Origin of the sequence: Pseudomonas sp. Z1-29 (assembly GCF_051131995.1) — a bacterium.
Classification (GTDB): Bacteria; Pseudomonadota; Gammaproteobacteria; order Pseudomonadales; family Pseudomonadaceae; genus Aquipseudomonas.
In genome coordinates this window covers 3,826,396-3,853,266 of record NZ_CP071645.1, presented here as the reverse complement: position 1 = coordinate 3,853,266, position 26,871 = coordinate 3,826,396, and the positions used below count along the sequence as shown (strand labels likewise).

Below are 26,871 nucleotides of genomic sequence, written 5' to 3'. Positions count from 1 at the left end.
CGCCCTGTGCCAGCATTGTTCTCTGCCTTGTGGCTGCCAAGATAACGGCGAACCCTCTGCAAAGGATGCGCAGGAGCCAGGGCAGGTGTGTGCGGCGATCCGCAGCGCCACGCCCGGACCGGTTTTCTGTCGCTGGATCGCTCATGAACAGCTTCACCAAACCTTGCGCCGCAACAGCGGCGAGCCCCGAAACCACGGTGCGCTTCGGTCCGTTTGTCTTTCACCGCCAGCAGCGGCTGGTTACCTGCGATGGCGAGCCCCTGGCCTTGGGCGGTCGCGCCCTGGACATCCTGCACTTGTTGGTTGCCCATGCGGGCGCCTTCGTCAGCAAGCAAACCCTGATCGCCCAGGTCTGGCCCGACAGCGTGGTGGAAGACATCAACCTGCGGGTGCACATCGCCGCCTTACGGCGGGCGTTCGGTGCTGGACAGGATGGCAATCGCTACATCCTCAATCATCCGCGCCAGGGCTACTGCTTCGCCGTGCCCCTGACCCCGCAGCCGAGTGCTGAATCATCCGGCGCCAGGCGCTCCGAGCGGCACAATCTGCCCGCGCGCCTGAGCCCGGTGATCGGTCGCGACAAGCTGCTGGGACGGCTGTTGGTCGAGGTTCCGCGCCAGCCCCTGACCACCGTCGTCGGCCCGGGCGGTATCGGCAAGACCACGGTGGTGTCGCGGGCGGCGGAACTGTTGCTCGAGCATTTTGCCGACGGCGCCTGGTTTATTGACCTGGCGGCGATCAGCGACCCGGCCGAGGTCTGCCCGCGGATCATGCAAACCCTTGGCCTGACGGGCGGCTCGCTGGGACAGTGCCTGCAATCGTGCCGGATGTTGCTGGTGCTCGATGGCGCCGAACACCTGCTCGATGCCTGCCGGGAGCTGGCCTTGACGCTGCGCTCAGCGGCCCCTGGCGTATCGCTGTTGTTGAGCAGTCGCGAAGCCTTGGAGCTTGCAGATGAACATGTCGTGCAATTGGCCGGTCTGGCCGTGGCGACGGCCAGCGAGCCCGGCCACTTGATATTGGCGAGTCCGGCAGTGCGCTTGCTGGTTGATCGGGTCGGTGCCCGACAGCAGGGCTTCAAGCCGGGTGAACGCGACCTCGCGCCTCTCGCACAGATCTGCCAGCGCCTGGACGGGTTGCCGTTGGCGCTGGAACTGGCGGCGGCCCAGGTTGATGTGCTGGGCGTGGCGGGGGTCCTGGAACAGTTGGACTACGGTCTGTCACTGTTGAGCCACGGCCGCCGTACAGCCGTGGCGCGCCACCGCAGCCTTGACGCGGCGCTGGATTGGAGTTTCGAGCGCTTGGGCAGCGACGAACGAACGGTGTTCCAGCGGCTGGCGGTGTTCGAGGAACCGTTCACGTTGAAGGCTGCGCTGGCTGTGGTCAGTTGCACTGACGTCGGGGTGGGGCGATTGCCCTGGCTGCTGTCACGGCTGGTCAAGCAGTCGCTGGTGATGGTCGAACAAGGTGCCGAAGGCAATCGCTACCACCTGCTCAATACCACGCGTGCCTATGCCTTGGAAAAGTTGCGTCGCGCAGGCCAGTGGCAGTCGCTCCATCGGCGCTACGTGTTGCAGGAGGCTTGGCTGGCGCGGCGTTCAAGACCCGAGCTGGCGAGTCAGCGTCTGGAGCAGCGCGCCGGCTTCCTTTAGGTCGGGTGTGTCGAACCCTTCGCTGAAGCGCCGATAGACCGAAGCGAGCACATCCTGCGCCGCCGCATCCTGGCCGCGCCGTTGCCACAGCCGGGCCAGCGACATGGCACTGCGTAATTGCCAGGCCAGCGCGCCTTGGCTCCGGGCTACCGTCAGCGCGGCGTGTAAGTACTCTTCGGCACGGCTTTCTGCGCCCGCTTTTCCCTCGGCCAGCAACGCTTCGGCAGCGATGCGCAGGATTTCCGCCGAGCACCAGCCTGCCGCGCCGCTATGGGCGCGCTCGATCTGCTGCGGGCTGACGGCATCGCCGCGCAGAGTGACGACGGTATCCTGGATCAGGCCGCAAGCGCTCCAGTGCGACTGCGGACTGGCGCCGTCGAAGGCGCGCTCGTAATGGCCAGCCCAATCATGGAAGAGCATGACCGAATGGCGTTTGGCCTGCTGCTTCAACATGTCCAGCCGTTCCCGGGCGGTCGGCTGATCGCCGGTGTAATGGGCGATCACGCAACCGGCGATCGCCAGGGTGTAGCAGATCGAAAGGCCGTGGTTGATTTGCAGGGCAATCTGTAGCGCGAGGTTGGCCGTGCGCCGGGCTTTTTCGGCGAACCCTTGCAGCCAGAGGATGCGCGACAGGATCGTCAGCGCGGCCACGCTCTGCTCGTATTGCACGCCGAAACCGTGGCTGAAGCGGCTCAGGTGACCATTCTGGGCCAGGCGCTGGATGACCTGCTCGGCGTCACGTCGCGCGCCGTCCTGGTCGCCGGTGAAATGCAGCGCCAGCACTCGCAGGCGCTGGGTACTCAAGGACAGGACCGGGTCGCCCGGCAGGCCCAGGCGATCGAAATCCAGGCTTTGCTCCAGCGCCTGCTGATAGCGGCCGGCGCTGAGATTGACCGTCATGAGGCCCGACAATGCGCGCAATTCTCCCGCCCGGTCCTGGCACTGCCGGGCCAGGTGGCGGGCCGTGACGAAGGCCTCGACAGTGGCCGGCGTACCGCCCTCGGTGTGGTAGTTGAAACTGCCGTGGGCCAGTTCCAGGGCGAGGGTCAATCTCTGGCACGGCGAGGGGCTGGCCTGTAGCAGCGCCCGCGCCTTGCTGACATACAGCCCGTGCTCCTTGAGCAGCGACAGCTCTTGCCAGAGCGGCAGGGTGCGCGCGGCCAGGCGGATCGCCACGGCGTGCGAACCCTGCGGGCCCAGCCCGCGGTCGAGCGCCGCGCGGATGTCGTCCCGATAGGCCGCGTAGCGTGCGATCCACACGCGCGTAGAAGTGTTTTCCCAATCCTTTTCAGCCTGTTCCATGAGCGTCAGGCAGCGCTCGGCGTGGCGCTCCCGGGTGGCGGCCAGTTCCCCGGCATCCAGCAGTTTTTCCAGGGCGTAGCTGCGCGTGGTGTCCAGCAACCGATAACGGACCTCATCGTCGCCGATCTCGACATTGAGCAACGATTTCGCCACCAACTGGCTGATCGAGACCAGCACCTGTTCCGGCGCGACATGCTGGCCGACGATGACTGCCGCGGCCGACGCCAGGTTGAAACTGCCCATGAACACCGCCAGGCGCCGCAGGCAGGTCTGTTCGCACGGCGTGAGCAGCGCGAAACTCCAGTCCACCGTGGCGCGCAGGGTTTGCTGGCGCGGTGCGCTGGCGTGCCTGTCATGGTCGAGCAGGGCGACGCTGTCCTGCAGTTGCCGGCATAGCGCCTCCAGCCCAAAGCGCCCGACCTGGGCGGCGGCCAGTTCGATCGCCAGGGGGATTCCGTCGAGCCGCTGGCAGATATCGACGATCAGCGGAACCTCGTGGTCCGTCAGCTCAAAGTCGTCCTGGCTGGCTATCGCCCGTTCGGCGAACAGTTGCAGCGCCGGGAATTCCAGGGCCGGATAACCTTCGATGACCATGCCCCTTGGCGGAAACGCCAGCGAATCGAGGCGCTGCACGTGTTCGCCTTCGGCGCGCAGGCCTTCGCGGCTGGTGGCCAGGATGTGCAGGTGAGGCGCGCCGCGCAGCAGGGTTTCGCAGAGCAGCGCGACGGCATCGATCAGGTGTTCACAGGTGTCGATGACCAGCAGCAGATGGCGGTCCTTGAGTTGCCGGACGATCGCGTCGAGCGGTTCGCCGTCATGCAGCGTCAGCTCCAGCAACGCGCAGAGGTTGGGGGCGATCATGGTCGCGTCGTTGAGCGAGGCCAGGTCCAGCAGGCAGGTGCCGTCGCGGTACTGGCCAAGCAGCCGTTCGGCAACCCGCAAGGCGACGGTGGTCTTGCCGATGCCGCCGCTGCCGACCAGGCTGATGAAGCGTTTGCGCGGAAGTTGCGCCACCAGGCTCTCCACCAGGCCCTGGCGGCCGATCATGCGGGTACGGCGCGGCGGCAGGTTGCGCGCCAGGGAGGGGTGGGGGATGCGCGCCAGTTCCTCGGGCGCTTCGAATGTCACCGGTGCGACAAAACTGTAGCCGCGCTGCGCCACCGTGACGATATAACGCTGACCGGCCTGGCCGTCGCCCAGGGCCTTGCGCAACGCCGCCACGTGAACCCGCAGGTTGGTGTCCTCCACCACGCTTTTCGGCCAGACCCGGGCGATCAGTTGCTGCTTGCTCACCACTTGGCCGGCGTGTTCGAGCAGCACCAGCAGGATCTCCACCGCTCGCCGCCCCAGGCGCAACGGTTGCCCGCCCTCCAGCACCAGGCGCTGGCGCGGATGGACCCGGTAGGGGCCGAAATGCACCGTCTGTTCGACGGGCAGGCTGAGGTATTGGCTCATGGTCTGCTCAAGGTTCTGTTCCCGCTGTACCCGAGCATATTCCTCAGGTTTTGCGTCAAGCGCAACGGTGGGAGGCGCTGCGCAGAGCGATCGACAGACACAAACCCCTGTGGTGAGGGGATTTATGTGTGGTGAGGGGATTTATCCCCGCTGGACTGCGAAGCAGTCCCAAGACTGTTATCTCGGGGTGCCAGACATATTTGGGGATTGCGCTTTGGGGGGCCGCTTCGCGGCCCAGCGGGGATAAATCCCCTCGCCACAAAAGCAGTTCCCCCCTGAGGTTTTAACACCGCCGTCGCGAAAAAATTAACAACGTTTAACTCACGCACATGCCTCTCCTGGCCGGACCATTGAATGATCCACCGACCTCAAGGAATCACGTCATGAGCACTTTCATCACCCGCGACGGCACCGAGATCTACTACAAGGATTGGGGCAGTGGCCAACCGGTGGTCTTCAGCCACGGCTGGCCGTTGAATTCGGACAGTTGGGAGGCGCAGATGATGTTCCTGGCGTCCAACGGCTATCGGGTGATTGCCCACGACCGTCGTGGTCACGGGCGTTCCAGCCAGCCCTGGGACGGCAATGACATGGACACCTACGCCGATGACCTGGCCGAGCTGATCGAGCGCCTGGACCTCAAGGACGCGGTGTTGCTCGGTTTCTCCACCGGCGGTGGCGAAGTGGCGCGCTACATCGGTCGGCACGGCGCCGCCCGCGTCGCCAAGCTCGGCCTGATCTCGGCGGTCACGCCGCTGATGCTCAGGACCGCGGCCAACCCCGGCGGCCTGCCCATCGAGGTGTTCGACGGCTTCCGCCAGGCCTCCCTGGCCGACCGTTCTCAGCTATACAAGGATGTGGCCAGCGCGTTTTTCGGCGCCAACCGTCCGGGTGCCAAGGTGTCCCAGGGCATGATCGACTGGTTCTGGATGCAGGGCATGCTCTCCGGCCACAAGAACGCCTATGACTGCATCAAGGCCTTCTCGGAGACCGATCTTTCCGAAGACCTGCGCAACATCGATGTGCCGACCCTGGTGGTGCATGGCGATGACGACCAGGTAGTGCCGATCGAAACCGCCGGCATCGCGGCCGCCAAGCTGCTCAAGAACTCGCAGCTGCTGGTCTATCCGGGCGCGCCCCATGGTCTGACCGACACCCACAAGGACCGGCTGAACGCCGACCTGCTGGCGTTCATCCAGGGTTGATCAAGCCATGAACCTGTGGGAGCAAGCCAGCTCCCACAGTTTAAACAGGACCTCACACCGATGAACCGCAACGATCTACGCCGCCTCGACATGAACCTGCTGGTGATCTTCGAGGCGCTGATGTTCGAGAAGAACCTGACCCGTGTCGCCGAAAAGCTCTTCATGGGCCAGCCGGCGGTGAGCGCGGCGCTCGGGCGGCTGCGGGATCTGTTCGATGATCCGCTGCTGATCCGTCACGGGAGGGGCATGGAACCGACGCCTCGGGCCCTGGCGATCCTGCAAGAATTGCAGCCGGCCATGGACACCATTTCCGGCGCGGTCAGCCGGGCCAAGGCGTTCGACCCGTCCACCAGTTGCGACGTGTTCCGCATCGGTCTGTCCGATGATGCCGAATTCGGCCTGTTTCCACCGCTGCTCAGTCAATTGCGCGAAGAAGCGCCGGGCATCATCGTGGTGGTGCGCCGGGCCAATTTCCTTTTGATGTCGTCGTTGCTCGCCAGCGGCGAAATCAGCGTCGGCGTCAGCTACACCACCGACCTGCCGGCCAATGCCAAGCGCAAGAAATTGCGGGACATTCCCTGCAAGGTCCTGCGTGGCGACAAGCGCCCGGGGCCGCTGACCCTGGACGACTACTGCTCGCGACCCCACGCCATGGTGTCGTTCTCGGGCGACCTGAGCGGCAACATCGACCTGGACCTGGCGCGCATCGGCCGGGCCCGCAAAGTGGTCTTGGCGGTGCCGCAATTCAGCGGCCTGCGCGCCTTGCTGGCGGGCACCGAGCTGATCGCCACGGTACCGGACTACGCCGCCTGCGCGCTGGTGGAGGGCTGCGCCTTGCGCGCCGAAGACCCGCCGTTCGAGATCAATGCCGCCGAGTTGTCGATGGTCTGGAGCGGCGTCCACGACAACGACCCCGCCGAGCGCTGGCTGCGCTCGCGCATCGCCACCCACATGTCCCAACCGTTGCCGGCAGCCGCCTCGACGGACCCGGCCGGAGCTCACCGATGAACACCACTGACGAACGCCGCATGCAGGACCTCGGCCTGCTGTTCCTGCGCCTGAGCGGCGCGCTGTTTCTGCTGTGGGTCCATGGCTTGCCGAAGCTGCTGAACTACAGCGCCGAGCTGACCCGCATCGAAGACCCGTTCCACCTCGGCGCGGCGCCCACGCTGATCCTGGCGATTTTCGCCGAGGTGCTTTGCCCGCTGCTGATCATGGCCGGCGTGCTGGTGCGCCTGGCGTGCTTGCCCATCCTCGTCCTGCTGGCCGTTGCGCTGCTCGTGGTGCACCCGCAATGGAGCCTGGAAGAAGGCCAGTTCGGCTGGTTGCTGCTGATCATATTTACCAGCGTGTTCATTGCCGGCCCGGGAGGCCTGGCGATCAACGCGCGTTTTGCTGGAGTGCTGCGTCATGCCTGAATCCCAAACCCTTGAATCAACCGCGATCCCGGCGATCCCCGGCTTCGATGAAATCGTCACCCTGGTAGTCAAACACCGGGTCAAGGCCGGGCAGGACGGCGCCTATGAAGCCTGGTTGCGGCGCATCGTCAGCGTGGCCGGCCAATGGCCGGGGCATCTGGGCGTGGACGTAGTCCGGGGCAAGCAGGGCGGGTTGTCGCTGTTCACCTGCGTGCTGCGGTTCTGCTCCACCGAGGCCATGCAGCGCTGGCTGGACTCGCCCGAGCGCCGCGAACTGGTGGAAGAGGCCGCGCCGCTGCTGGCGGACGGCGACCAGACAGAAGTCGCCCCGCACAAGGAATTCTGGTTCGCCCCGCTGGCCGATGCCGCCACGCCGCCACCGCGCTGGAAGCAATCGGTGGTGACCTTGCTGGTCATCCTGCCGCACACCTTGCTGGTGCCGTTGCTCTGGGGCCCGCTGCTGCAACTCAACGCGTTTCTGTCGAACTACGTGGTCGCCACGTTCCTGATCACCGTGACCATCGTGCTCTCGGTGGTGTACGTGTGCATGCCGCTGGCGACGCGTCTGTTCGCGCCGTGGCTGGAAGCGTCCAAGGCCCACCAACACCTGGAGCCCGGCGATGGCCAATAAAGACGACCCGACCGATCCGCTGCGCCGCCAGTTGCTGGCCGCCGGATCCCTGCTCAGCGCGGCGGCGGCTTTCTGGCCACGCCTGGCTCTTTCATCTTCCCATCCAGAAGGACATCCAATGAACGCCGATCTGATTCTGTTCAATGGCCAGTTCCATACCGTCGACCGTGAAAAACCTCGCGCCAGCGCGGTTGCCATCAGCCAGGGCCGTTTCGTCGCCGTGGGCACCGATGCCGAGGCCATGGCCTTGCGTGGCAGCGGCACCCAGGTCATCGACCTCAAGGGCCGCACCGTCATTCCCGGCCTCAACGACTCGCACCTGCACCTGATCCGCGGTGGCCTGAACTACAATCTGGAGCTGCGTTGGGAAGGTGTGCCGTCCCTGGCCGACGCCTTGCGCATGCTCAAGGACCAGGCCGATCGCACCCCGACCCCGCAATGGGTACGGGTGGTGGGGGGCTGGAACGAATTCCAGTTCGCCGAAAAACGCCTGCCGACCCTGGAAGAACTGAACCAGGCCGCGCCCGACACGCCGGTGTTCGTGCTGCACCTGTACGACCGCGCCTTGCTCAACCGCGCCGCGCTGCGGGTGGCCGGCTACACCCGCGACACGCCGAACCCGCCGGGCGGCGAGATCGTTCGCGATGCCAACGGGAATCCGACCGGCATGCTGGTGGCGCGGCCCAACGCGATGATCCTTTACTCGACGCTGGCGAAAGGGCCGAAGCTGCCGCTGGAATACCAGGTCAACTCCACCCGCCAGTTCATGCGCGAGCTCAATCGCCTGGGCCTGACCAGCGCGATCGACGCCGGCGGCGGCTATCAGAACTACCCGGACGACTACGAAGTCATCGAGCAGTTGGCTCGCGAGCAGCAGTTGACGGTGCGCATCGCCTACAACCTGTTCACCCAGAAGCCCAAGGAAGAACTCACCGACTTCAAGAACTGGACCGGCAGCGTCAAGCTGCACCAGGGCGACGATTTCCTGCGGCACAACGGTGCCGGGGAAATGCTGGTGTTCTCGGCGGCGGACTTCGAAGACTTCCTCGAACCGCGTCCGGACCTGCCGCCGGGCATGGAGCAGGACCTGGAGCCGGTGGTGCGTCATCTGGTCGAGCAGCGCTGGCCGTTCCGCCTGCACGCCACCTATGACGAATCCATCAGCCGCATGCTCGACGTGTTCGAGAAGGTCAACCGCGACATTCCGTTCAACGGCCTGCCGTGGTTCTTCGACCACGCCGAGACCATCACGCCGAAAAACATCGAGCGGGTCCGGGCGCTGGGCGGTGGCATCGCGATCCAGGACCGCATGGCCTTCCAGGGTGAATATTTCGTCGACCGCTACGGCGCCAAGGCCGCCGAAGCCACGCCGCCGATCAAGCGCATGCTGGCCGAAGGCGTACCGGTGGGCGCCGGCACCGACGCCACCCGGGTCTCCAGCTACAACCCGTGGACATCGCTGTACTGGATGGTCAGCGGCCGCACCGTCGGCGGCCTCTCGCTGCACGAAGAAGGCCTGCCGCGGCTGACCGCGTTGGAGCTGTTCACCCATGGCAGCGCCTGGTTCTCCTCGGAGCAGGGCAAGAAGGGCCAGATCAAGGTTGGTCAACTGGCGGACCTGGCAGCCCTGAGCGCGGACTTCTTCAGCGTCGAGGAAGAAGCCATCAAGTGGATCGAATCGGTGCTGACCGTGGTGGACGGCAAGGTCGTCTATGCCGCCGGCGACTTCGAAAAACTCGGCCCGGCCAGCGTCCCGGTACTGCCGGACTGGTCGCCGGTGGTCAAGGTTCCCGGCCACTGGCGTCCGGCTTCGCCATTGCAGGCGCAAGTCCACCAGTGCAGCGGGCCGTGCAAGGTGCATTCCCACAGCCATGAACGGGCGCGTCTGTCGAACGTGCCGGTCAGCGACTTCCAGGGGTTCTGGGGCGCGTTTGGCTGTTCGTGTTTTGCCTTTTAACTGAGACGCGGAATTCCCCTGTGGGAGCGAGCTTGCTCCGGGCGGCGATCCGACGATGGCGGCGGAACACTCAACGTGCCGCCGCCTGACACTCCGCTATCGCGAGCAAGCTCGCTCCCACATTGGTTTCAATATATCCATCCCAAAGGAGTCATCCCATGAGCAACGTTCCCGCCTACAACCGCCTGAACAAAGACGACGCGGTGGTCCTGCTGGTCGATCACCAGACTGGCCTGATTTCCCTGGTCCAGGATTTCTCGCCCAACGAGTTCAAGAACAACGTGCTGGCCCTGGCTGACCTGGCCAAGTTCTTTGGCCTGCCGACCATCCTGACCACCAGTTTCGAACAGGGCCCCAATGGCCCGATCGTGCCGGAGCTCAAGGAAATGTTCCCGGACGCGCCGTATATTCCGCGCCCTGGCCAGATCAATGCCTGGGACAACGAAGACTTCGTCAAGGCGATCAAGGCCACCGGCCGCAAGCAATTGATCATCGCCGGCGTAGTGACCGATGTCTGCGTGGCGTTCCCGACCCTGTCGGCCCTGGCTGAAGGTTTCGACGTGTTTGTCGTGACCGACGCCTCGGGTACGTTCAACGAAACCGTGCAACAAGCCGCCTGGGTGCGCATGACCGCCGCCGGCGCGCAGATGATGAACTGGTTCTCGGTGGCCTGTGAGCTGCACCGCGACTGGCGCAACGACATCGAAGGCCTGGGTAACCTGCTGTCCCAGCGCATCCCCAACTACCGCAACCTGATGAACAGCTACTCGGCGCTGACGGCCAAATAAGCGCGCCTTGCTGGACGACGCCCGCCTTGTGCGGGCGTTTTTGTGTCGGGCCTTTGATGGTGGGCAGCTGTACTGGCCTCATCGCGAGCAAGCTCGCTCCCACAGGTGATTTGTGAACGCCTCGAATCCCTGTGGGAGCGAGCTTGCTCGCGATGAGGCCGGCACATTCAACAGCTGGTCAATCTGACCTGCCAGGACCACAATGCCCGCTGGAACCCGATGACTGTCCACCCACGGAATGACAATGAACCCCTTCGAAGAAATGCGCATCTTTGCCCAGGTCATGGAGTCGGGCAGTTTCACCGCCGCGGCGGACAAGCTCGGGCTGTCCAAGCAGTTCGTCAGTCGCAAGTTGATGGAGCTGGAGCAGCGGCTGGGGGTTCGGTTGCTCAATCGCTCGACGCGCCGCCTGGACGTCACTCCGCTGGGCCAGCGTTATCACGAGGCGGCGTTGCGCCTGCTCAGCGAAGTCGAGCAGGTGGAGCAGGGCATCAGTGGCCAGACCAGCGAGCCGCGCGGAACCATCCGCCTCAGCGCTCCGTTGTCCTTCGCCGTGGCGCACCTGGGCAGCCTGCTGCCGCTGTTCTTGCAGCGCTACCCGGATGTCACCGTGGAGGTCGACCTGAGTGATCGTTCGGTGGACCTGCTGGGGGAGGGGTACGACCTCGCACTGAGGATCGGCGTGCTGGAAGATTCGACCCTGATCGCCCGGCGCATTGCGAGTATCGAGCGAGTGTATTGCGCGAGCGCCGCCTACCTGGCGCAGCGAGGCACGCCGACGCGACCGGAAGACCTGCGCAGCCACGACTGTTTGCCGTACGGGCACAGCCGTCAGGTGCAGTGGCGATTCGCCGGAAAGGGCAAGCCGTTGGCGCTGGAAGTGGTGGGACGCATGCGTGCCAATAACGGCGACTTGCTCAGGGATGCGGCGATTGCCGGCATGGGGATTACTTATCTGCCGACCTTCATCCTCGGTGAGGCGTTGAGGGATGGGCGGCTGATCCAGGTGTTGGAGGGATTCGAGACCGAGCCGTTGACGCTGTCGGCGGTCTATCCGCAACACCGACAAAGCTCGCGACCGGTGCAGGCGTTGGTGGAATTCTTGCGTGAACACATGCGGTAGGTGGCGCAAAACGCATTCAGCCGTCCCTGGGACGGCTGAATTTCGAGACGCCTAGATCAGGCAGCCAGGTTGGCGGTGAACTCTTTCTTGTACTGGGCTTTAACGGCTTCCATCTGGTTGCCCAGTTCTTCGAGCTTGGCCTTGCCGAGGATTTCTTCGGCTTTAGGGAACATTTCTTCCTCTTCTTCTTCGATGTGATGCTCGAGCAGCTCCTTGACCACTTTCACGCGACCGGCGAACTCAGGTTGGGAAGGGTCGGTGTTTTTCAGGTCGGGCAGCACCAGGGAATCGACGGTACGGTGCTCTTCCTTGGCTTCGTAGTACATCTCGGCTTCATCCTTGCCACCTTCCTGCTTGAAGGCCGGATAAAGGATTTCTTCTTCCAGGCGGGTATGGATGGACACTTCCATTTCCAGCTTGGCCAACAGTTCGGTGCGTTTCTTGATGGCGCGGTCGGTTGATTCGCTCAACTGGGACAGGATGCCCTTCACGCGTTCATGGTCGGCTTTCAACAGGTCGATGGCGTTCATGTGTTGCTCCTCGGTCATTCACGGATGCGGGCCGGCTTCGAGCGCCGACGCCACGTAACAAGGACAGGTGCATCCACCGTGCCAGCCGAGCCGCTTGATAAAACCCTTTTAAATCAACGATTTAAATTGTCGAGAATTTTCGCCATCGTGCAGGCTGCATGAGGCACGCTGAAACCGCGTTGCACTTTGCGCTGCCGCAGGCGCTGGTGGCTGATCGAGCCCAGGGTCACCGATCTTCGCGTGTGTGCCACAGGCGTAGCAGGTAAAGGGTGGAGCCGATTATTTCATAGCGCATTTCGTAGGGGCCGACCTGGATTCTGCGCACGTTCCGAGGGTCGAACTCTTCCAGGCGCTCACCCATGCGCGGGTTGGTCAGCAGAGCGGTAGGCGCCGCCGTGAGGTGTTGGACTGTTCGCGCGGCGGCGGGTTGATTCACCAGCGCCAGAAATTCATAAAGTCGGGCGATGTCGGAAAGCGCCTTGCTGGTCCACTTCAACTCCATCAATGCGGTACCGGTAACGGGGCGTCAGTGCTGAGGCTATCGGCCCAAGCCTGGACGGCCTGGTGGTCAACCACACGGCCAGCGTCAACATCGGCCAACGCCTCATGAGTCAGGCGGCTGCGTTCCTCCTCCTGTTCGATCCAGGCAGATAGCGCTTGTTTGACGATCCAGTTCCTGGAGCGCTCAAGGCGCTCGGCCATCAGATCGATTTTTTCGGCCAGGTCCACCGGGACATGAGCGGTGACCGACCGGGTTTTCGTGGTGGTTGTCATGACGGAATTCTCCTTGGCGGTTGGCTGTGCAAGCCAGTCTTCTAGGGCGATGATTATAGATGAGTGGTTGCGATTTAATCTGCCAAAAAATTAATCAAACCTAATAACAATTTCGGAAAACCACCAAACCGTGGCGAGGGAGCAAACTCCCTCGCCACGGTTTCAAATCCAGCGCAAAAAAAATGCCCGCATCTCACGATACGGGCATTTTTGTCAGCGATGACGCTCAGGCAATCAGCCGGTCAGGCCCGCCTGCTGGACCAGCGTCAGCAACGGCTGCGGGTACACACCGAGGAAGAACGCCAGGACGGCGATGGCCAGCAGCATCACGCCGCCTGCCTTCTGTTCCCAGTGCAGCTCGGCATCGTGACGACGCAGGTTGGGTTCCATCAGGTACAGGGTGACCATCACGCGCAGGTAGTAGAACACGCCGATGGCACTGCCCAGCACCAGGGAGCCGACCAGCCACCATTGGTGGGCCTCGACGCCGGTGGCGATGATGTAGAACTTGCCGATGAAGCCGGCGGTCAGCGGGATGCCGGCCAGGGACAGCATCATCACGGTCAGCACGGCGGTCAGGTACGGACGGCGCCAGAACAGGCCGCGGTACTCGTACAGGGCGTCGGCGTCGCGGCCGTTGTACGGCGAGGACATCAGGGTGATCACGCCGAAGGCGCCGAGGCTGGTGATGACGTAGGTCACCAGATACACGCCGATGGCTTCCACGGCCAGGCCTTTGCTGGCGATCAGGGCGATCAGCAGGTAGCCGAAGTGGGCGATGGACGAGTAACCGAGCAGACGCTTGAGGTTGCTCTGGGTCAGCGCCAGCAGGTTGCCAAACAGGATCGACGCGATGGCGATGATCGTCAGCACGTTGCTCAGGACACCGCTGCTGGCCACTGGCGAGATCTGGAACAGCCGCACCATCACCGCGAACACCGCCACTTTCGAAGCGGTAGCCAGGAACGCCGCCACCGGCGCCGGGGCGCCTTCGTAGACGTCCGGGGTCCAGAGGTGGAAGGGCACCAGCGACAACTTGAACGCCAGGCCGATCAGCATCATGCCCAGGCCCAGTTGCGCGATCGGGCTAGGCAGGCCGGTGGCCGCCAGGGCCTGGCCGATGCCGACGAAGCTCAGGGTACCGGCTTCGGCGTAGAGCAGGGCCATGCCGAACAACAGGAACGCGGAACCGGCCGCCGACAACACCATGTACTTGATGCCGGCTTCCAGGGAGCGCTTGTTGAAGAAGGCATAGGCCACCAGGCCGTAGACCGGTACCGACAGCAGCTCCAGGCCAATGAACAGGCTGGCCAGGTGCTGCGCGCTGACCAGGACCAGGCCACCGGCGGCGGCCATCAGGATCAGCAGGTACAGTTCTTCGCGGTTGCCCGGGTAACCCGAACCGCCGTCACCCAGGTAGGCGTGGGCGAGGGTGACGCAGGCGAGGGTGGCGACCAGGATCAGCGCCATGTACAGGCAGGCGAAGCTGTCGATCTGGATCAGTGGCGTGACCGCCAGTGGCGCGACTTTCAGGGCCGGCAGGATCGACAGCAAGGCCAGGTTCAGCCCCGCCACCGACAGCAGGAAGGTCTGCGAGTGATTGCGCCGCCAGGCGATCGCCAGCATCACCACGATGATCGTGGCGCTGGTGATCAACAGCGGCGCAAGCGCGATAAAGTGTTGAATCGTGAATTCCATAGCGCTCTTACCGGGCCGAAGCGAGTTGAGAGAAGGCGGTGCCGAGCCACTGCTGCACGCCATGCATCGTGGCGGCAGAGGTGTCGAGGAACGGTTGCGGGTAGACGCCGAGGTAAACCAGCAGCACCGCAAGGCCGAGCACCATGATCAGTTCGCGACCGTCCATGCCCCGCAACACTTCGTCCGACTTGGCCGGACCGAAGTAGGCGCGGTGGATCATGATCAGCGAGTAGACCGAACCGAACACCAGGCCGGACGTCGCGATCGCGGTGATCCACGGTGCGCTGACGAACGAGCCGATCAGGATCAGGAACTCGCCGACGAAGTTGCCGGTGCCTGGCAGGCCCAGGGACGCGGCTGCGAAGAACAGGCTGATGGCCGGCAGGTAGGCGATGCGCGACCAGATGCCGCCCATTTCACGCATGTCCCGGGTGTGCAGGCGCTCGTACAACTGACCGCTGAGGATAAACAGCGCCGCGGCCGACAGGCCGTGGGCGAGCATCTGGATCACCGCGCCTTGCAGGGCCAGCTGGCTGCCGGAGTAGATCCCGATCAGCACGAAGCCCATGTGCGAGACGCTGGAGAAGGCGATCAGGCGCTTGATGTCGGTCTGGGCAAACGCCAGGAACGCACCGTAGAAAATCCCGATCAGGCCCAGGGTCATGGCAATCGGCGCGAACTCCGCCGAGGCATTCGGGAACAGCGGCAGGGCGAAACGCAACAGGCCGTAGGCCGCCGTTTTCAACAGGATACCGGCCAGGTCCACGGAACCGGCGGTCGGTGCCTGGGCGTGGGCGTCCGGCAGCCAGGAGTGGAACGGCACCACCGGCAGCTTCACCGCGAAGGCGATGAAGAAGCCCAGCATCAGCACGTATTCGGTGGTGCGCGACATCTGCACTTTCAACAGGTCGGCGTAATTGAAGGTAATCACGCCAGTATTGTTGAAGTTCACCAGCACCAGGCCAAGGATCGCCACCAGCATGATCAGGCCGGAAGCCTGGGTGAAGATGAAGAACTTGGTCGCCGCGTAGATCCGGGTTTTCTTGCCGTCCGAAGAACTGTGACCCCAGAGCGCGATGAGGAAGTACATCGGCACCAGCATCATTTCCCAGAAGAAGAAGAACATGAACAGGTCCAGCGCCAGGAACACGCCGACGACACCGCCCAGGATCCACATCAGGTTCAGGTGGAAGAAACCGACGTGACGCTGGATCTCTTTCCAGGAGCAGAGTACCGAGAGAATACCCAGCAGGCCGGTCAGCAGGATCATCAGCAGCGACAGGCCGTCGAGGGCCAGGTGCACGCTGATGCCGAAGCGCTCGATCCAGGTGTGCTTGAACTCAAGCGCCCAGGTCGGATCGGCGCCAGGGGCCGGTGCAAATGAATAGTCGCCGGTCGCCCACAGCCAGAGGCCGAGCGCGAGTTCCAGGGACATGGTCAGCAGCGCAATCCAGCGCGGGAGGGTAGAGCTGGAACGCTCCGCCATCCAGCACAGCAGGCCGCCGATGAAGGGGATCAGGATTAGCCAGGGCAGAATCATGACGGGCTCGTTTCCTTTCGCAAGTTCGCAAGGTTCATATCAGACCGCTACCAGCACGATGGCGCCGATAACCAGCACGGCGCCAGCCGCCATGGAAGCCGCATACCAACGCAGTTGACCGGTCTCGGTACGGCTCAGGGCGGTGTGGCCGCCCTTGGCCATGCGCGGGATCAGGCCAATGGTCTGGTCGAGCGGGTCTTTGCGCAGAATGTGGCTGATCGCAAGGTATGGCTTGACGAACAGTTTGTCGTAGATCCAGTCGAAGCCCCAGGCGGCGAACCACCAGGCCGAGAGGAAACGCCCGATGCCGCTGTTGGCGATGGCCGTGACGAAGCGGCGCTTGCCAAGGAACAGCAGGGCGGCCAGCAGGATCCCCGCCAGGGCGATGGCACCCGAGGCGATTTCCAGGCTGTGCTTGGCTTCGCCGCCGGCATGGCCGACGCTTTGCGGCAGCACATCGGCCAGCGGTGGGGTGATCATTGCGCCGACGAAGGTCGACAGCACGATCAGCACCGACAGCGGCAGCCAATGGGCGACGCCGTGGCCGGCGTGGGCTTCGGTCTTGGCTTCACCGTGGAACGCGATGAAGATCAGGCGGAAGGTGTACAGCGAAGTCATGAACGCACCCACCAGGCCGGCATAGAGCAGACCCTGGTTACCGCTGGCGAACGCTTCCCAGAGGATTTCGTCCTTGGAGTAGAAGCCGGCGGTGACCAGTGGCAGGGCCGCCAGGGCCGCGCCGCCGACGATGAAGCTGGCGTAGGCCAACGGCAGTTTTTTCCACAGGCCGCCCATCTTGAAGATGTTCTGCTCGTGGTGGCAGGCAACGATCACCGCACCGGAGGCAAGGAACAGCAGGGCCTTGAAGAACGCGTGGGTCATCAGGTGGAAGATCGCGCCTTCCCAGGCGCCGACACCCAGGGCCAGGAACATGTAGCCGATCTGGCTCATGGTCGAGTAGGCGAGGATACGCTTGATGTCGGTCTGCACCAGCGCGGCAAAACCGGCCAGCACCAGGGTCACGCCGCCAACGAGGCCGACCAGGTGCAGGATGTCCGGCGCCAGGGCGAACAAGCCGTGGGTACGGGCGATCAGGTAGACACCGGCGGTGACCATGGTCGCTGCGTGGATCAGTGCCGAAACCGGGGTCGGGCCGGCCATCGCGTCCGCCAGCCAGGTCTGCAGCGGCAGTTGCGCGGATTTACCGACAGCACCGCCCAGCAGCATCAGGGTCGCGAGGACGATCCAGAAATCACCGGCCTTGAAGTGCTCCGGAGCACGAACCAGCAGCTCCTGGATGTTCAGCGTGCCCAGTTGCTGGAACAGGATGAACAGGCCGATGGCCATGAACACGTCGCCGATGCGGGTCACGATGAATGCCTTGAGCGCGGCGTTACCGTTGTTGCGGTTGCTGTAGTAGAAACCGATCAACAGGTACGAGCACAGGCCCACGCCTTCCCAGCCGAAGTACAGGAACAACAGGTTATCGCCGAGTACCAGGAACAGCATGCTGGCGATGAACAGGTTGGTGTAGGCGAAGAAGCGCGAGTAACCGGCTTCACCGCGCATGTACCAGGAGGCGAACAGGTGGATCAGGAAACCCACGCCGACCACCACGCCGAGCATGGTCACCGACAGGCCGTCCAGGTAGAGGGCGAAGTTCGGCGTGAAGCCTTCCACCGCCATCCACTGCCACAGCACCTGCACGTACCGGCCACCTTCCGGTGGGGCGACGTTGAATTGCCAGATCACGTAGGCGGTGATGAGGGCGGACAGGCCGATCGAGCCCACGCCGACCAGCGCCGAAAGGTTTTCCGACCAGCGTCCACGGGAGAACGACAGCAGCAGGAAACCGATGAGGGGAAATACGAAAGTCAGGAAGAGAAGGTTCATCCGCGCATCTCGCTGGCAGCGTCAATATCGAGAGTGTGGAAGCGGCGGTACAGCTGCAACAGGATCGCCAGGCCGATACTGGCCTCGGCGGCTGCCAGGCTGATCACCAGGATGAACATGATCTGTCCATCCGGTTGCGCCCAGCGCGCGCCCGCGACGATGAAGGCCAGGGCGGAGGCATTCATCATGACCTCCAGGCTCATCAGCACGAACAGAATGTTGCGGCGGACCATCAGGCCGACCAGACCGAGACAGAACAGGATGCCGGCAACCGCCAGACCATGCTCGAGAGGGATAGCAGGCATGTGATTACTCCTTCGCCTCGTTACGGCCCAAATGGAACGCCGTGACGACTGCGGCAAGCAGCAGCATCGAGGCGAGTTCGACCACCAGCAGGTACGGACCGAACAGGCTGATGCCCACGGCCTTGGCGCCTACGGTGGTGTGGCCGATGGCCTGGCCGCTCTGGTGGGCGAACAGCACATACAGCAGTTCACCCAGCAGCAGCGCGGAGAGAATCACCGGCCCGGCCCAGATGCCCGGCTTGAGCCAGGAGCGTTCCTGCTGGACGGCCGCCGGACCCAGGTTGAGCATCATCACCACGAATACGAACAGCACCATGATGGCGCCGGCGTAGGCGATCACTTCCAGGGCACCGGCGAACGGTGCTCCGAGAGCGAAGAAGGTCATGGCCACGGCGATCAGCGAAATGATCAGGTAGAGCAGGGCGTGCACAGGGTTGGTGTTGGTGACCACACGAAGCGTGGACACCACCGCGATACCCGATGCGAAATAGAAAGCGAATTCCATCTTTCTTCCTTAAGGCAGCAAGCTCTTCACGTTGATCGGTTCGGCTTCGTTCTGCGCGGCGCCTTTCGGCTTACCGGCAATGGCCATACCTGCAACACGATAGAAGTTGTAATCAGGGTTTTTACCGGGACCGGAAATCAGCAAGTCTTCTTTCTCGTACACCAGGTCCTGACGCTTGAAGTCGGCCATTTCGAAATCCGGCGTGAGCTGGATCGCGGTGGTCGGGCACGCTTCCTCGCACAACCCGCAGAAAATGCAGCGCGAGAAGTTGATACGGAAGAAGTCCGGGTACCAGCGACCGTCTTCGGTCTCGGCTTTCTGCAGCGAGATGCAACCTACCGGGCACGCCACGGCGCACAGGTTGCAGGCCACGCAGCGTTCCTCACCGTCGGGGTCGCGGGTCAGGACGATACGGCCGCGATAACGCGGCGCCAGGTAGACCGCTTCTTCCGGGTATTGCAGGGTGTCGCGCTTGCGAAAGCCATGGCCGAAGATCATGACCAGGCTTCGCAGTTGGGTACCGGTACCCTTAACGATGTCGCCAATATATTTGAACATGGGTCAAATCCTCACTGAACCGCGGCCGCAGGCGCGTTCATCAAAACGATCGCAGCGGTCACCAGCATGTTGATCAGGGTCAGCGGCAGGCAGAATTTCCAGCTGAAGTCCATCACCTGGTCGTAGCGTGGGCGCGGGATCGAGGCGCGCAGCAGAACGAACAGCATGATGAAGAACGCGGTCTTCAGGGCGAACCAGACGAAGGACAGTTGCGGCAGGATGCCGAACGGACCGTGCCAGCCACCGAAGAACAGCGTTACCAGCAGCGCCGAGATCAGGATGATGCCGATGTACTCGCCAACGAAGAACATGCCCCATTTCATGCCGGCATATTCAATGTGGTAACCGTCGGCCAGTTCCTGTTCCGCTTCCGGCTGGTCGAACGGGTGACGGTGAGTCACGGCGACGCCGGCGATGAAGAACGTACAGAAACCGAAGAACTGCGGAATGATGAACCACAGGTTCTGGGCCTGGTACTCGACGATGTCGCGCATGTTGAACGAGCCGGCCTGGATCACGATGCCCATCAGCGACAGGCCCATGAACACTTCATAGGACACGGTCTGGGCCGAGGCCCGCAGGCTGCCGAGCAGGGCGAACTTGTTGTTGCTCGACCAACCGGCGAACAGCACCGCGTACACCGAAAGACCGGCCATGGCGAAGAAGAACAGCAGGCCGATGTTCAGGTCCGCCACGCCCCAGGTCGGGGTGATCGGGATGACCGCGAAGGCGATCAGCAAGGCGCTCATGGCCACGACCGGTGCCAGGGTGAAAATCACCTTGTCGGCAAACGGTGGCGTCCAGTCTTCCTTGAAGAACATCTTGATCATGTCGGCGGCGATCTGGAACATGCCGAACGGGCCGACGCGGTTTGGACCGTAGCGGTCCTGCCACCAGCCGAGCAGGCGACGTTCGACGAAGCTCAGCAACGCGCCGCAGACCACCACGGCCAGCAGGATCACGATGGCCTTGAGGACCGTCAGGATCACCGCGATCACTTCAGGGGTGAACCAGCTCATTGCGCCGCCTCCTGCAGACCGTCGACAGTCTTGCCGAAAATCGCCGGTGGAATGCCCGCCAGGCCAGCCGGCAGGGCCACCAGGCCGGCGCCCAGTTCTTCATTGATGCGCAGTGGCAGACGCAAGGTCCGGCCCGCAACGTTCAGGCTCAGCAAGGCGCCATCGTTGACGCCCAGGCGATCGGCTTCGGACTTGGCCAGCGACACGTAGGCCGCCGGGATGCGCTCCTGCACCGGCTCGGCCTTGGAAGAGTTCTCTTCACTGCCGAACAGGTGATGGAACGGCACGACCTGCCAGGTGCCCGGTGCCGGATTGAAGGCGCGTGGCACGCTGGCGAACCAGCCGAGGCCATCGCCCTGGCTTTCGATCAGGCGGGTGCCCGGATCACCGGCGCGCAGGTGACCGCCGACTTCGTCCTGGAACTTGTTCCAGGCTTGCGGCGAGTTCCAGCCCGGCGACCAGGCGAACGGCACCTGGGAGCGCGGTTCGGCGGAGCCCGAGTAACCTTCCATGGAGAAGGCGAACGCGGTGTCCTGATCCTGCGGCATACGCGGTTCGTGCACGCTGATGTTGGCGCGCATCGCGGTGCGACCGGAATAGCGCAGCGGTTCGCGCGCCAGCTTCAGGCCCTTGATGCGGAACGCGGCGGACGGCGCGGCGTCGACGATGCGGTTCAACTGCGGGCTGCTCGAAGCGACGGCCGCGGTGACGTGGTCCAGCTGGGTCCAGTCGATCGGCTGGTTCAGCAGGGTCGCGCGCAAGGCATGCAGCCAGCGCCAGCCTTCGTGGACCAGGATGCTGGCGTCCAGGTATTGCGGGTCGAAGACCTGGAAGAAGCGCTGGGCGCGACCTTCCTGGCTGACCAGCGTACCGTCGCCTTCGGCGAAGCTCGCCGCCGGCAGCACCAGGTCGGCGCGGTCGGTGGTGGCGGTTTTCTGATGGTCGGCGACGATCACTACCTTGGCAGCGTTCAGCGCAGCATCGACCTTGGCATTGTCGGTGCGGGTGAACAGGTCGTTCTCCAGCACCACGATGGCATCGGCGCTGCCGTCGATCACTGCTTGCAGGGCGGCATCGACCGATTCGCCACCGAGCATGGCCAGGCCGAGGCTGTTGGCTTCCGGCACGACCAGGCTGATGGAACCGTTCTTCTCGCGCAGCTTCAGGGCCTTGGCGATGTTGGCGGCGGCTTCGATCAGCGCCTTGGAACCCAGCGAGGTGCCGGCGATGATCAATGGACGCTTGGCCGCCAGCAGGGCGTCGGCGATGCGCTGGGCCAGGCCGGCGGCTTCGCTGTCCAGGCCGTCGACGGCCGGGGCGCTGGCGTCCAGGGCGTGGGCGACGGCAAAACCGATGCGCGCGAGGTCGTCCGGAGCGGCGTGGACGCATTCTTCGGCGACGTCGTCGAGCTTGGTTTCAGCGAGGCTGGCGATGAACAGCGGGTTCAGCGCGTCCTGGCCGATGTTCTTCACCGCAGCGTCGAGCCATGGCTGGACGCGCATGGCGTCGGCCATGTCTTCGGCCTTGCCTTTTACCGACTGGCGCAGGGCCAGGGCCATGCGGGCGGCGGTCTGGGTCAGGTCTTCGCCGAGGACGAACACCGCATCGTGATCTTCGATGTCGCGCATCGTCGGCACGGGCAGCGGGCTGTCCTTGAGCACCTGCAGCACCAGGCGAATACGTTCCAGCTCGCCGGCTTCGATGCCGCTGTAGAAGTGCTCGGCACCGACCAGCTCACGCAGGGCGTAGTTGCTTTCCAGGCTGGCCCGTGGCGAACCGATGCCGACAATGTTGCGACCGCGCAGCAGTTCGGCGGCCTTGTCCAGGGCTTCGTCCAGGCTCAGCTTGGCGCCATTGGCGAGCAGCGGCTGGCGCGGGCGGTCCTTGCGATTGACGTAGCCATAGCCGAAACGGCCACGGTCGCAGAGGAAATACTGGTTCACCGAACCGTTGTAGCGGTTCTCGATGCGACGTAGTTCGCCGTAGCGTTCGCCCGGGCTGATGTTGCAGCCGCTGGAGCAGCCGTGGCAGATGCTTGGCGAGAACTGCATGTCCCACTTGCGGTTGTAGCGCTCGGAGTGAGTCTTGTCGGTGAACACACCGGTCGGGCAGACCTCGGTGAGGTTGCCGGAGAACTCGCTTTCCAGGGTGCCGTCTTCAACGCGACCGAAGTACACGTTGTCGTGGGCGCCGAACACACCGAGGTCGGTGCCGCCGGCGTAGTCCTTGTAGAAACGCACGCAACGGTAGCAGGCGATGCAGCGGTTCATCTCGTGGGAAATGAACGGGCCGAGGTCCTGGTTCTGGTGGGTGCGCTTGGTGAAGCGATAACGGCGCTCGTTGTGGCCGGTCATCACGGTCATGTCTTGCAGGTGGCAATGGCCGCCTTCCTCACAGACCGGGCAGTCGTGAGGGTGGTTGGTCATCAGCCATTCGACGACGCTGGCGCGAAACACTTTCGCTTCTTCGTCGTCGATGGAGATCCAGCTGCCGTCGGTGGCGGGGGTCATGCAGGACATGACGATCCGACCACGCTTGTCGTTTTCGTCGGTGTACTGCTTGACCGCGCACTGGCGACAGGCGCCAACGCTGCCAAGGGCGGGGTGCCAGCAGAAATAAGGAATGTCGAGGCCCAGCGACAGACATGCCTGTAACAGGTTGTCTGCGCCATCGACTTCGAGCTCTTTGCCGTCTACGTGGATAGTGGCCATGGTTCAAAGTTCTTCGTTGGCCCGGTGTCAGCGGGCGTGGCTAATGGAATCTTGTTGTTCGTCCGAATCCAAACAGCCTCGGTGAAAAGGCGTCATCGAACGAAAGGCGAAGGGCACGGACCCTTCGCCTTGTTAAGCGTCGTTACGCGCCGACCATGGTCGGCGTGACCACCTGATTGAGATCGCCCGCGCGGGTTGGCGCGATGCCGGCCTCGAACTCAGGGCGGAAGTATTTGATTGCGCTGCCCAACGGCTCCACGGCACCCGGTGCGTGAGCACAGAAGGTCTTGCCTGGGCCGAGGAAACCGACCAGCCCCAGCAGGGTCTCGATGTCGCCGGCCTGGCCCTGGCCGTTCTCGAGGGCCATCAGCAGCTTGACGCTCCATGGCAGGCCGTCGCGGCAAGGGGTGCAGAAACCGCAGGACTCGCGGGCGAAAAACTGCTCCATGTTGCGCAGCAGGGAGACCATGTTGACGCTGTCGTCCACCGCCATCGCCAGGCCGGTACCCATCCGGGTGCCGACCTTGGCGATGCCGCCGGCGTACATTTGTGCGTCAAGGTGTTCCGGCAACAGGAAACCGGTACCGGCGCCGCCGGGCTGCCAGCACTTGAGCTTGTAGCCGTCGCGCATGCCGCCGGCGTAGTCCTCGAACAGCTCGCGCGCGGTGACGCCGAACGGCAGTTCCCACAGGCCAGGGTTCTTGACCTTGCCGGAGAAGCCCATGAGCTTGGTGCCCATGTCTTCGCTGCCGTCACGGGCCAGGGATTTGTACCAGTCCACGCCGTCGGCGATGATCGCCGGCACGTTGCACAAGGTCTCGACGTTGTTCACGCAGGTCGGCTTGCCCCACACGCCAACAGCGGCGGGGAAGGGCGGCTTGGAGCGCGGGTTGGCGCGGCGGCCTTCGAGGGAGTTGATCAGGGCGGTTTCTTCACCGCAGATGTAGCGCCCGGCGCCGGTGTGGACGAACAGCTCGAAATCAAAACCCGAGCCCAGGATGTTCTTGCCCAGCAGGCCTGCGGCCTTGGCTTCTTCGACGGCACGGTTCAGGTGCCTGGCGGCGGTGGTGTATTCGCCGCGCAGGAAGATGTAGCCACGGTAGGTTTTCAGCGCGCGGGCACTGATCAGCATGCCTTCGATCAGCAGATGGGGCAGTTGCTCCATCAGCATGCGGTCTTTCCAGGTGTTGGGCTCCATCTCGTCCGCGTTGCACAGCAGGTAGCGGATGTTGATGGACTCGTCCTTGGGCATCAGGCCCCACTTCACGCCCGTGGGGAAGCCCGCGCCGCCACGGCCCTTGAGGCCGGCGTCTTTCACGGTCTGGACGATGTCGTCGGCGGCCATGTCGGCGAACGCCTTGCGCGCGGCGGCATAGCCGTTCTTCGCCTGGTATTCGTCCAGCCACACCGCCTCGCCATCGTCACGCAGGCGCCAGGTCAGGGGATGGGTTTCGGCCGAACGCTGGATGCGGTTGGCGGGCCCGAAGGAAGTCAGGGTCATACGTAGCCCTCCAGCAGTTTGGCGACGCCATCCGGCTTGACGTCACCGAAGGTGTCGTCGTCGATCATCAGCGCCGGTGCCTTGTCGCAGTTGCCCAGGCAGCACACCGGCAGCAGCGTGAAGCGGCCGTCGGCGGTGGTCTGGCCCAGGCCAATGCCCAGCTTGCCCTGGATTTCGCTGACCACCGACTCGTGGCCGCCGATGTAGCAGACCATGCTGTCGCAGACGCGAATGATGTGGCGGCCGACCGGCTGACGGAAAATCTGGCTGTAAAACGTGGCGACACCTTCGACGTCGCTGGCCGGAATGCCGAGGATTTCGCCGATGGCGTAGAGCGCGCCATCGGGCACCCAGCCACGTTCCTTCTGGACAATCTTCAGGGCTTCGATCGACGCCGCGCGCGGGTCTTCGTAGTGATGCAGCTCGTGCTCGATGGCCGAGCGCTCGGTTTCGCTCAGGGCGAAACGGTCTGTCTGGATAAGCGTGCTGTTCATGCTTAGCGGTCCACGTCGGCCATAACGAAATCGATACTACCCAGGTACGCGATCAAGTCCGCGACCATGCTGCCTTTGATCACCGAAGGGATCTGCTGCAGGTGCGGGTAGCTTGGGGTGCGAATCCGGGTGCGGTAGCTCATGGTGCCGCCATCGCTCGTCAGGTAATAACTGTTGATGCCCTTGGTCGCTTCGATCATCTGGAAGGATTCGTTGGCCGGCATGACCGGGCCCCACGAAACCTGCAGGAAGTGCGTGATCAGGGTCTCGATGTGTTGCAGCGTGCGCTCTTTTGGCGGCGGCGTGGTCAGCGGGTGGTCCGCCTTGTACGGGCCTTCCGGCATGTTGCGCATGCATTGCTCGATGATCTTGACGCTCTGGCGCATTTCCTCGACGCGAACCAGGCAGCGGTCATAGGCATCGCCGCTGGACGCCAGCGGGACTTCGAACTCGAAGTTCTCGTAGCCGGAGTACGGGCGCGCCTTGCGCAGGTCGAAATCGAGGCCGGTGGCGCGCAGGTTCGGGCCGGTGACGCCCCATTCCAGCGCTTCCTTGGTGTTGTACGCGGCGACGCCGACGGTACGACCCTTGAGGATGCTGTTCTGCAACGCTGCCTTGGTGTATTCGTCCAGGCGCTTGGGCATCCACTCGACGAAATCCTTGACCAGCTTTTCCCAGCCGCGCGGCAGGTCGTGGGCAACGCCACCGATGCGGTACCAGGCCGGGTGCAGGCGGAAACCGGTGATGGCTTCGATCACGGTGTAGGCTTTCTGGCGGTCGGTGAAAGTGAAGAACACCGGCGTCATGGCGCCCACGTCCTGGATATAGGTACCCAGGAACAACAGGTGGCTGGTGATCCGGAAGAACTCGGCCATCATGATGCGGATCACGTTGACCCGGTCCGGCACCGTGATGCCCGCCAGTTTTTCCACCGACAGGACGTACGGCAGGTTGTTCATCACGCCGCCGAGGTAATCGATGCGGTCGGTGTATGGAATATAGCTGTGCCAGGACTGACGCTCACCCATCTTCTCGGCGCCACGGTGGTGGTAGCCGATGTCCGGGACGCAATCGACGATCTCTTCACCGTCCAGTTGCAGGATGATACGGAACGCACCGTGGGCCGAAGGGTGGTTCGGGCCCAGGTTGAGGAACATGTAGTCCTCGTTGGCGCCGGAACGCTTCATGCCCCAGTCTTCCGGCTTGAAACGCGCGGATTCTTCCTCGAGCTGCTGCTTGGCCAGGGTCAGGCTGTACGGGTCGAACTCGGTGGCGCGGGCCGGGAAGTCCTTGCGCAACGGGTGACCTTCCCAGGTCGGCGGCATCATGATGCGGGTCAGGTGCGGGTGGCCGGGGAAGTCGATGCCGAACATGTCCCAGACTTCACGCTCGTACCAGTTGGCGTTCGGCCAGATGCCGGTCACGGTCGGCACGCTGAGGTCGCTCTCGGACAAGGCGACCTTGATCATTACGTCACTATTACGCTCGATCGACAGCAGGTGGTAGAACACGGTGAAGTCGGCGCCCGGCAGACCCTGGCGCTTGGTGCGCAGGCGCTCGTCCACGCCGTGCAGGTCATAGAGCATGACGTACGGCTTGGGCAGGTTGCGCAGGAAAGTCAGGACTTCGATGAGCCTGGCGCGGGCAACCCAAAGCACCGGCATGCCGGTGCGGGTGGCCTGGGCGGTGAACGCCTCGGCGCCAAAGCGGTTGTTCAGTTCGACGACCACATCCTGGTCGTCTGCCTTGTAAGGCGGGATGTACAGAGCACTGCCTGTAGTCATGGTTATTTATCGCTTTCGGTCAACGTAA

The 26,871-nt window shown here is 63.6% G+C and carries 23 protein-coding genes; 8 read left to right on the top strand and 15 right to left on the bottom strand.

Annotated features, from left to right (window positions below):
• The first annotated feature begins 143 nt into the window (after window positions 1-143).
• The gene (locus J3P84_RS17405; RefSeq protein ID WP_434624725.1) at window positions 144-1,652 is read left to right on the top strand and encodes an ATP-binding protein; all 1,509 of its coding nucleotides are present in this window, start codon (window positions 144-146) and stop codon (window positions 1,650-1,652) included.
• Here the strand turns inward: J3P84_RS17405 and J3P84_RS17400 are convergent.
• The gene (locus J3P84_RS17400; RefSeq protein ID WP_434624723.1) at window positions 1,599-4,409 is read right to left on the bottom strand and encodes an ATP-binding protein; all 2,811 of its coding nucleotides are present in this window, start codon (window positions 4,407-4,409) and stop codon (window positions 1,599-1,601) included. The genes J3P84_RS17405 and J3P84_RS17400 overlap by 54 nt on opposite strands.
• A 383-nt stretch (window positions 4,410-4,792) precedes the next feature.
• Here J3P84_RS17400 and J3P84_RS17395 point away from each other — a divergent pair, with 383 nt between their 5' ends.
• The 7 genes from J3P84_RS17395 to J3P84_RS17365 all read left to right on the top strand — a co-directional run bounded on the left by J3P84_RS17395 (window position 4,793) and on the right by J3P84_RS17365 (window position 11,531).
• Window positions 4,793-5,614 carry an alpha/beta fold hydrolase gene (locus J3P84_RS17395; RefSeq protein ID WP_434624721.1) on the top strand — a complete coding sequence of 274 codons (822 nt, stop codon included), beginning with the start codon at window positions 4,793-4,795 and terminating at the stop codon, window positions 5,612-5,614.
• Window positions 5,615-5,674: 60 nt separating this feature from the next.
• Window positions 5,675-6,622: a LysR family transcriptional regulator gene (locus J3P84_RS17390; protein ID WP_305495573.1), complete on the top strand. Its 948-nt coding sequence runs from the start codon at window positions 5,675-5,677 to the stop codon at window positions 6,620-6,622.
• Window positions 6,619-7,032, top strand: a complete 414-nt coding sequence (locus J3P84_RS17385) for a DoxX family protein (protein WP_434624719.1) — start codon at window positions 6,619-6,621, stop codon at window positions 7,030-7,032. Before J3P84_RS17390 ends, J3P84_RS17385 begins: the two co-directional genes overlap by 4 nt.
• Window positions 7,025-7,663: an antibiotic biosynthesis monooxygenase gene (locus J3P84_RS17380; RefSeq protein WP_434603694.1), complete on the top strand. Its 639-nt coding sequence runs from the start codon at window positions 7,025-7,027 to the stop codon at window positions 7,661-7,663. The genes J3P84_RS17385 and J3P84_RS17380 overlap by 8 nt, the downstream gene beginning before the upstream one ends.
• 118 nt (window positions 7,664-7,781) lie before the next feature.
• The gene (locus J3P84_RS17375; protein WP_434605052.1) at window positions 7,782-9,620 is read left to right on the top strand and encodes an amidohydrolase; all 1,839 of its coding nucleotides are present in this window, start codon (window positions 7,782-7,784) and stop codon (window positions 9,618-9,620) included.
• A gap of 158 nt (window positions 9,621-9,778) precedes the next feature.
• Window positions 9,779-10,408, top strand: a complete 630-nt coding sequence (gene ycaC, locus J3P84_RS17370; RefSeq protein ID WP_030141308.1) for an isochorismate family cysteine hydrolase YcaC — start codon at window positions 9,779-9,781, stop codon at window positions 10,406-10,408.
• 244 nt (window positions 10,409-10,652) lie between these two features.
• Window positions 10,653-11,531: a LysR family transcriptional regulator gene (locus J3P84_RS17365; protein ID WP_434624716.1), complete on the top strand. Its 879-nt coding sequence runs from the start codon at window positions 10,653-10,655 to the stop codon at window positions 11,529-11,531.
• Window positions 11,532-11,587: 56 nt separating this feature from the next.
• Here the strand turns inward: J3P84_RS17365 and J3P84_RS17360 are convergent, their stop codons facing one another.
• The 14 genes from J3P84_RS17360 to nuoC all read right to left on the bottom strand — a co-directional run bounded on the left by J3P84_RS17360 (window position 11,588) and on the right by nuoC (window position 26,843).
• Entirely contained in the window at window positions 11,588-12,061 is a 474-nt protein-coding gene (locus tag J3P84_RS17360; RefSeq protein WP_305495568.1) for a hemerythrin domain-containing protein, read from the bottom strand.
• 226 nt (window positions 12,062-12,287) lie between these two features.
• Window positions 12,288-12,563 carry a type II toxin-antitoxin system RelE/ParE family toxin gene (locus J3P84_RS17355; RefSeq protein ID WP_434624714.1) on the bottom strand — a complete coding sequence of 92 codons (276 nt, stop codon included), beginning with the start codon at window positions 12,561-12,563 and terminating at the stop codon, window positions 12,288-12,290.
• Complete coding sequence (locus tag J3P84_RS17350; protein WP_434624712.1) at window positions 12,563-12,835, bottom strand: CopG family ribbon-helix-helix protein; 273 nt, start codon at window positions 12,833-12,835, stop codon at window positions 12,563-12,565. The genes J3P84_RS17355 and J3P84_RS17350 overlap by 1 nt, the downstream gene beginning before the upstream one ends.
• 234 nt (window positions 12,836-13,069) lie before the next feature.
• On the bottom strand, window positions 13,070-14,533 hold the full coding sequence (gene nuoN / locus J3P84_RS17345) for an NADH-quinone oxidoreductase subunit NuoN (protein ID WP_003203388.1): 1,464 nt from the start codon (window positions 14,531-14,533) through the stop codon (window positions 13,070-13,072).
• A gap of 7 nt (window positions 14,534-14,540) precedes the next feature.
• Window positions 14,541-16,073 (bottom strand): NADH-quinone oxidoreductase subunit M, encoded by a 1,533-nt coding sequence (nuoM, locus tag J3P84_RS17340; protein WP_305495566.1) that lies wholly within the window; start codon window positions 16,071-16,073, stop codon window positions 14,541-14,543.
• Between the two features lie 39 nt (window positions 16,074-16,112).
• Window positions 16,113-17,966, bottom strand: a complete 1,854-nt coding sequence (gene nuoL / locus J3P84_RS17335; RefSeq protein WP_434624710.1) for an NADH-quinone oxidoreductase subunit L — start codon at window positions 17,964-17,966, stop codon at window positions 16,113-16,115.
• On the bottom strand, window positions 17,963-18,271 hold the full coding sequence (gene nuoK / locus J3P84_RS17330; protein ID WP_003180046.1) for an NADH-quinone oxidoreductase subunit NuoK: 309 nt from the start codon (window positions 18,269-18,271) through the stop codon (window positions 17,963-17,965). The genes nuoL and nuoK overlap by 4 nt, the downstream gene beginning before the upstream one ends.
• Before the next feature lie 4 nt (window positions 18,272-18,275).
• Window positions 18,276-18,776, bottom strand: coding sequence for an NADH-quinone oxidoreductase subunit J (nuoJ, locus tag J3P84_RS17325; RefSeq protein WP_030141317.1), 501 nt, complete (start codon window positions 18,774-18,776; stop codon window positions 18,276-18,278).
• A gap of 9 nt (window positions 18,777-18,785) precedes the next feature.
• Window positions 18,786-19,334 carry an NADH-quinone oxidoreductase subunit NuoI gene (gene nuoI / locus J3P84_RS17320; protein WP_072392816.1) on the bottom strand — a complete coding sequence of 183 codons (549 nt, stop codon included), beginning with the start codon at window positions 19,332-19,334 and terminating at the stop codon, window positions 18,786-18,788.
• An 11-nt stretch (window positions 19,335-19,345) separates the two neighbouring features.
• The gene (gene nuoH, locus J3P84_RS17315) at window positions 19,346-20,353 is read right to left on the bottom strand and encodes an NADH-quinone oxidoreductase subunit NuoH (protein WP_186609329.1); all 1,008 of its coding nucleotides are present in this window, start codon (window positions 20,351-20,353) and stop codon (window positions 19,346-19,348) included.
• Window positions 20,350-23,064, bottom strand: a complete 2,715-nt coding sequence (gene nuoG, locus J3P84_RS17310; RefSeq protein WP_434624708.1) for an NADH-quinone oxidoreductase subunit NuoG — start codon at window positions 23,062-23,064, stop codon at window positions 20,350-20,352. The genes nuoH and nuoG overlap by 4 nt, the downstream gene beginning before the upstream one ends.
• Window positions 23,065-23,206: 142 nt before the next feature.
• Entirely contained in the window at window positions 23,207-24,565 is a 1,359-nt protein-coding gene (gene nuoF, locus J3P84_RS17305) for an NADH-quinone oxidoreductase subunit NuoF (protein ID WP_434624706.1), read from the bottom strand.
• Window positions 24,562-25,059, bottom strand: coding sequence for an NADH-quinone oxidoreductase subunit NuoE (gene nuoE, locus J3P84_RS17300; protein ID WP_003180060.1), 498 nt, complete (start codon window positions 25,057-25,059; stop codon window positions 24,562-24,564). Before nuoE ends, nuoF begins: the two co-directional genes overlap by 4 nt.
• A gap of 2 nt (window positions 25,060-25,061) precedes the next feature.
• Window positions 25,062-26,843, bottom strand: coding sequence for an NADH-quinone oxidoreductase subunit C/D (nuoC, locus tag J3P84_RS17295; protein ID WP_434603708.1), 1,782 nt, complete (start codon window positions 26,841-26,843; stop codon window positions 25,062-25,064).
• Window positions 26,844-26,871: the final 28 nt, after the last annotated feature.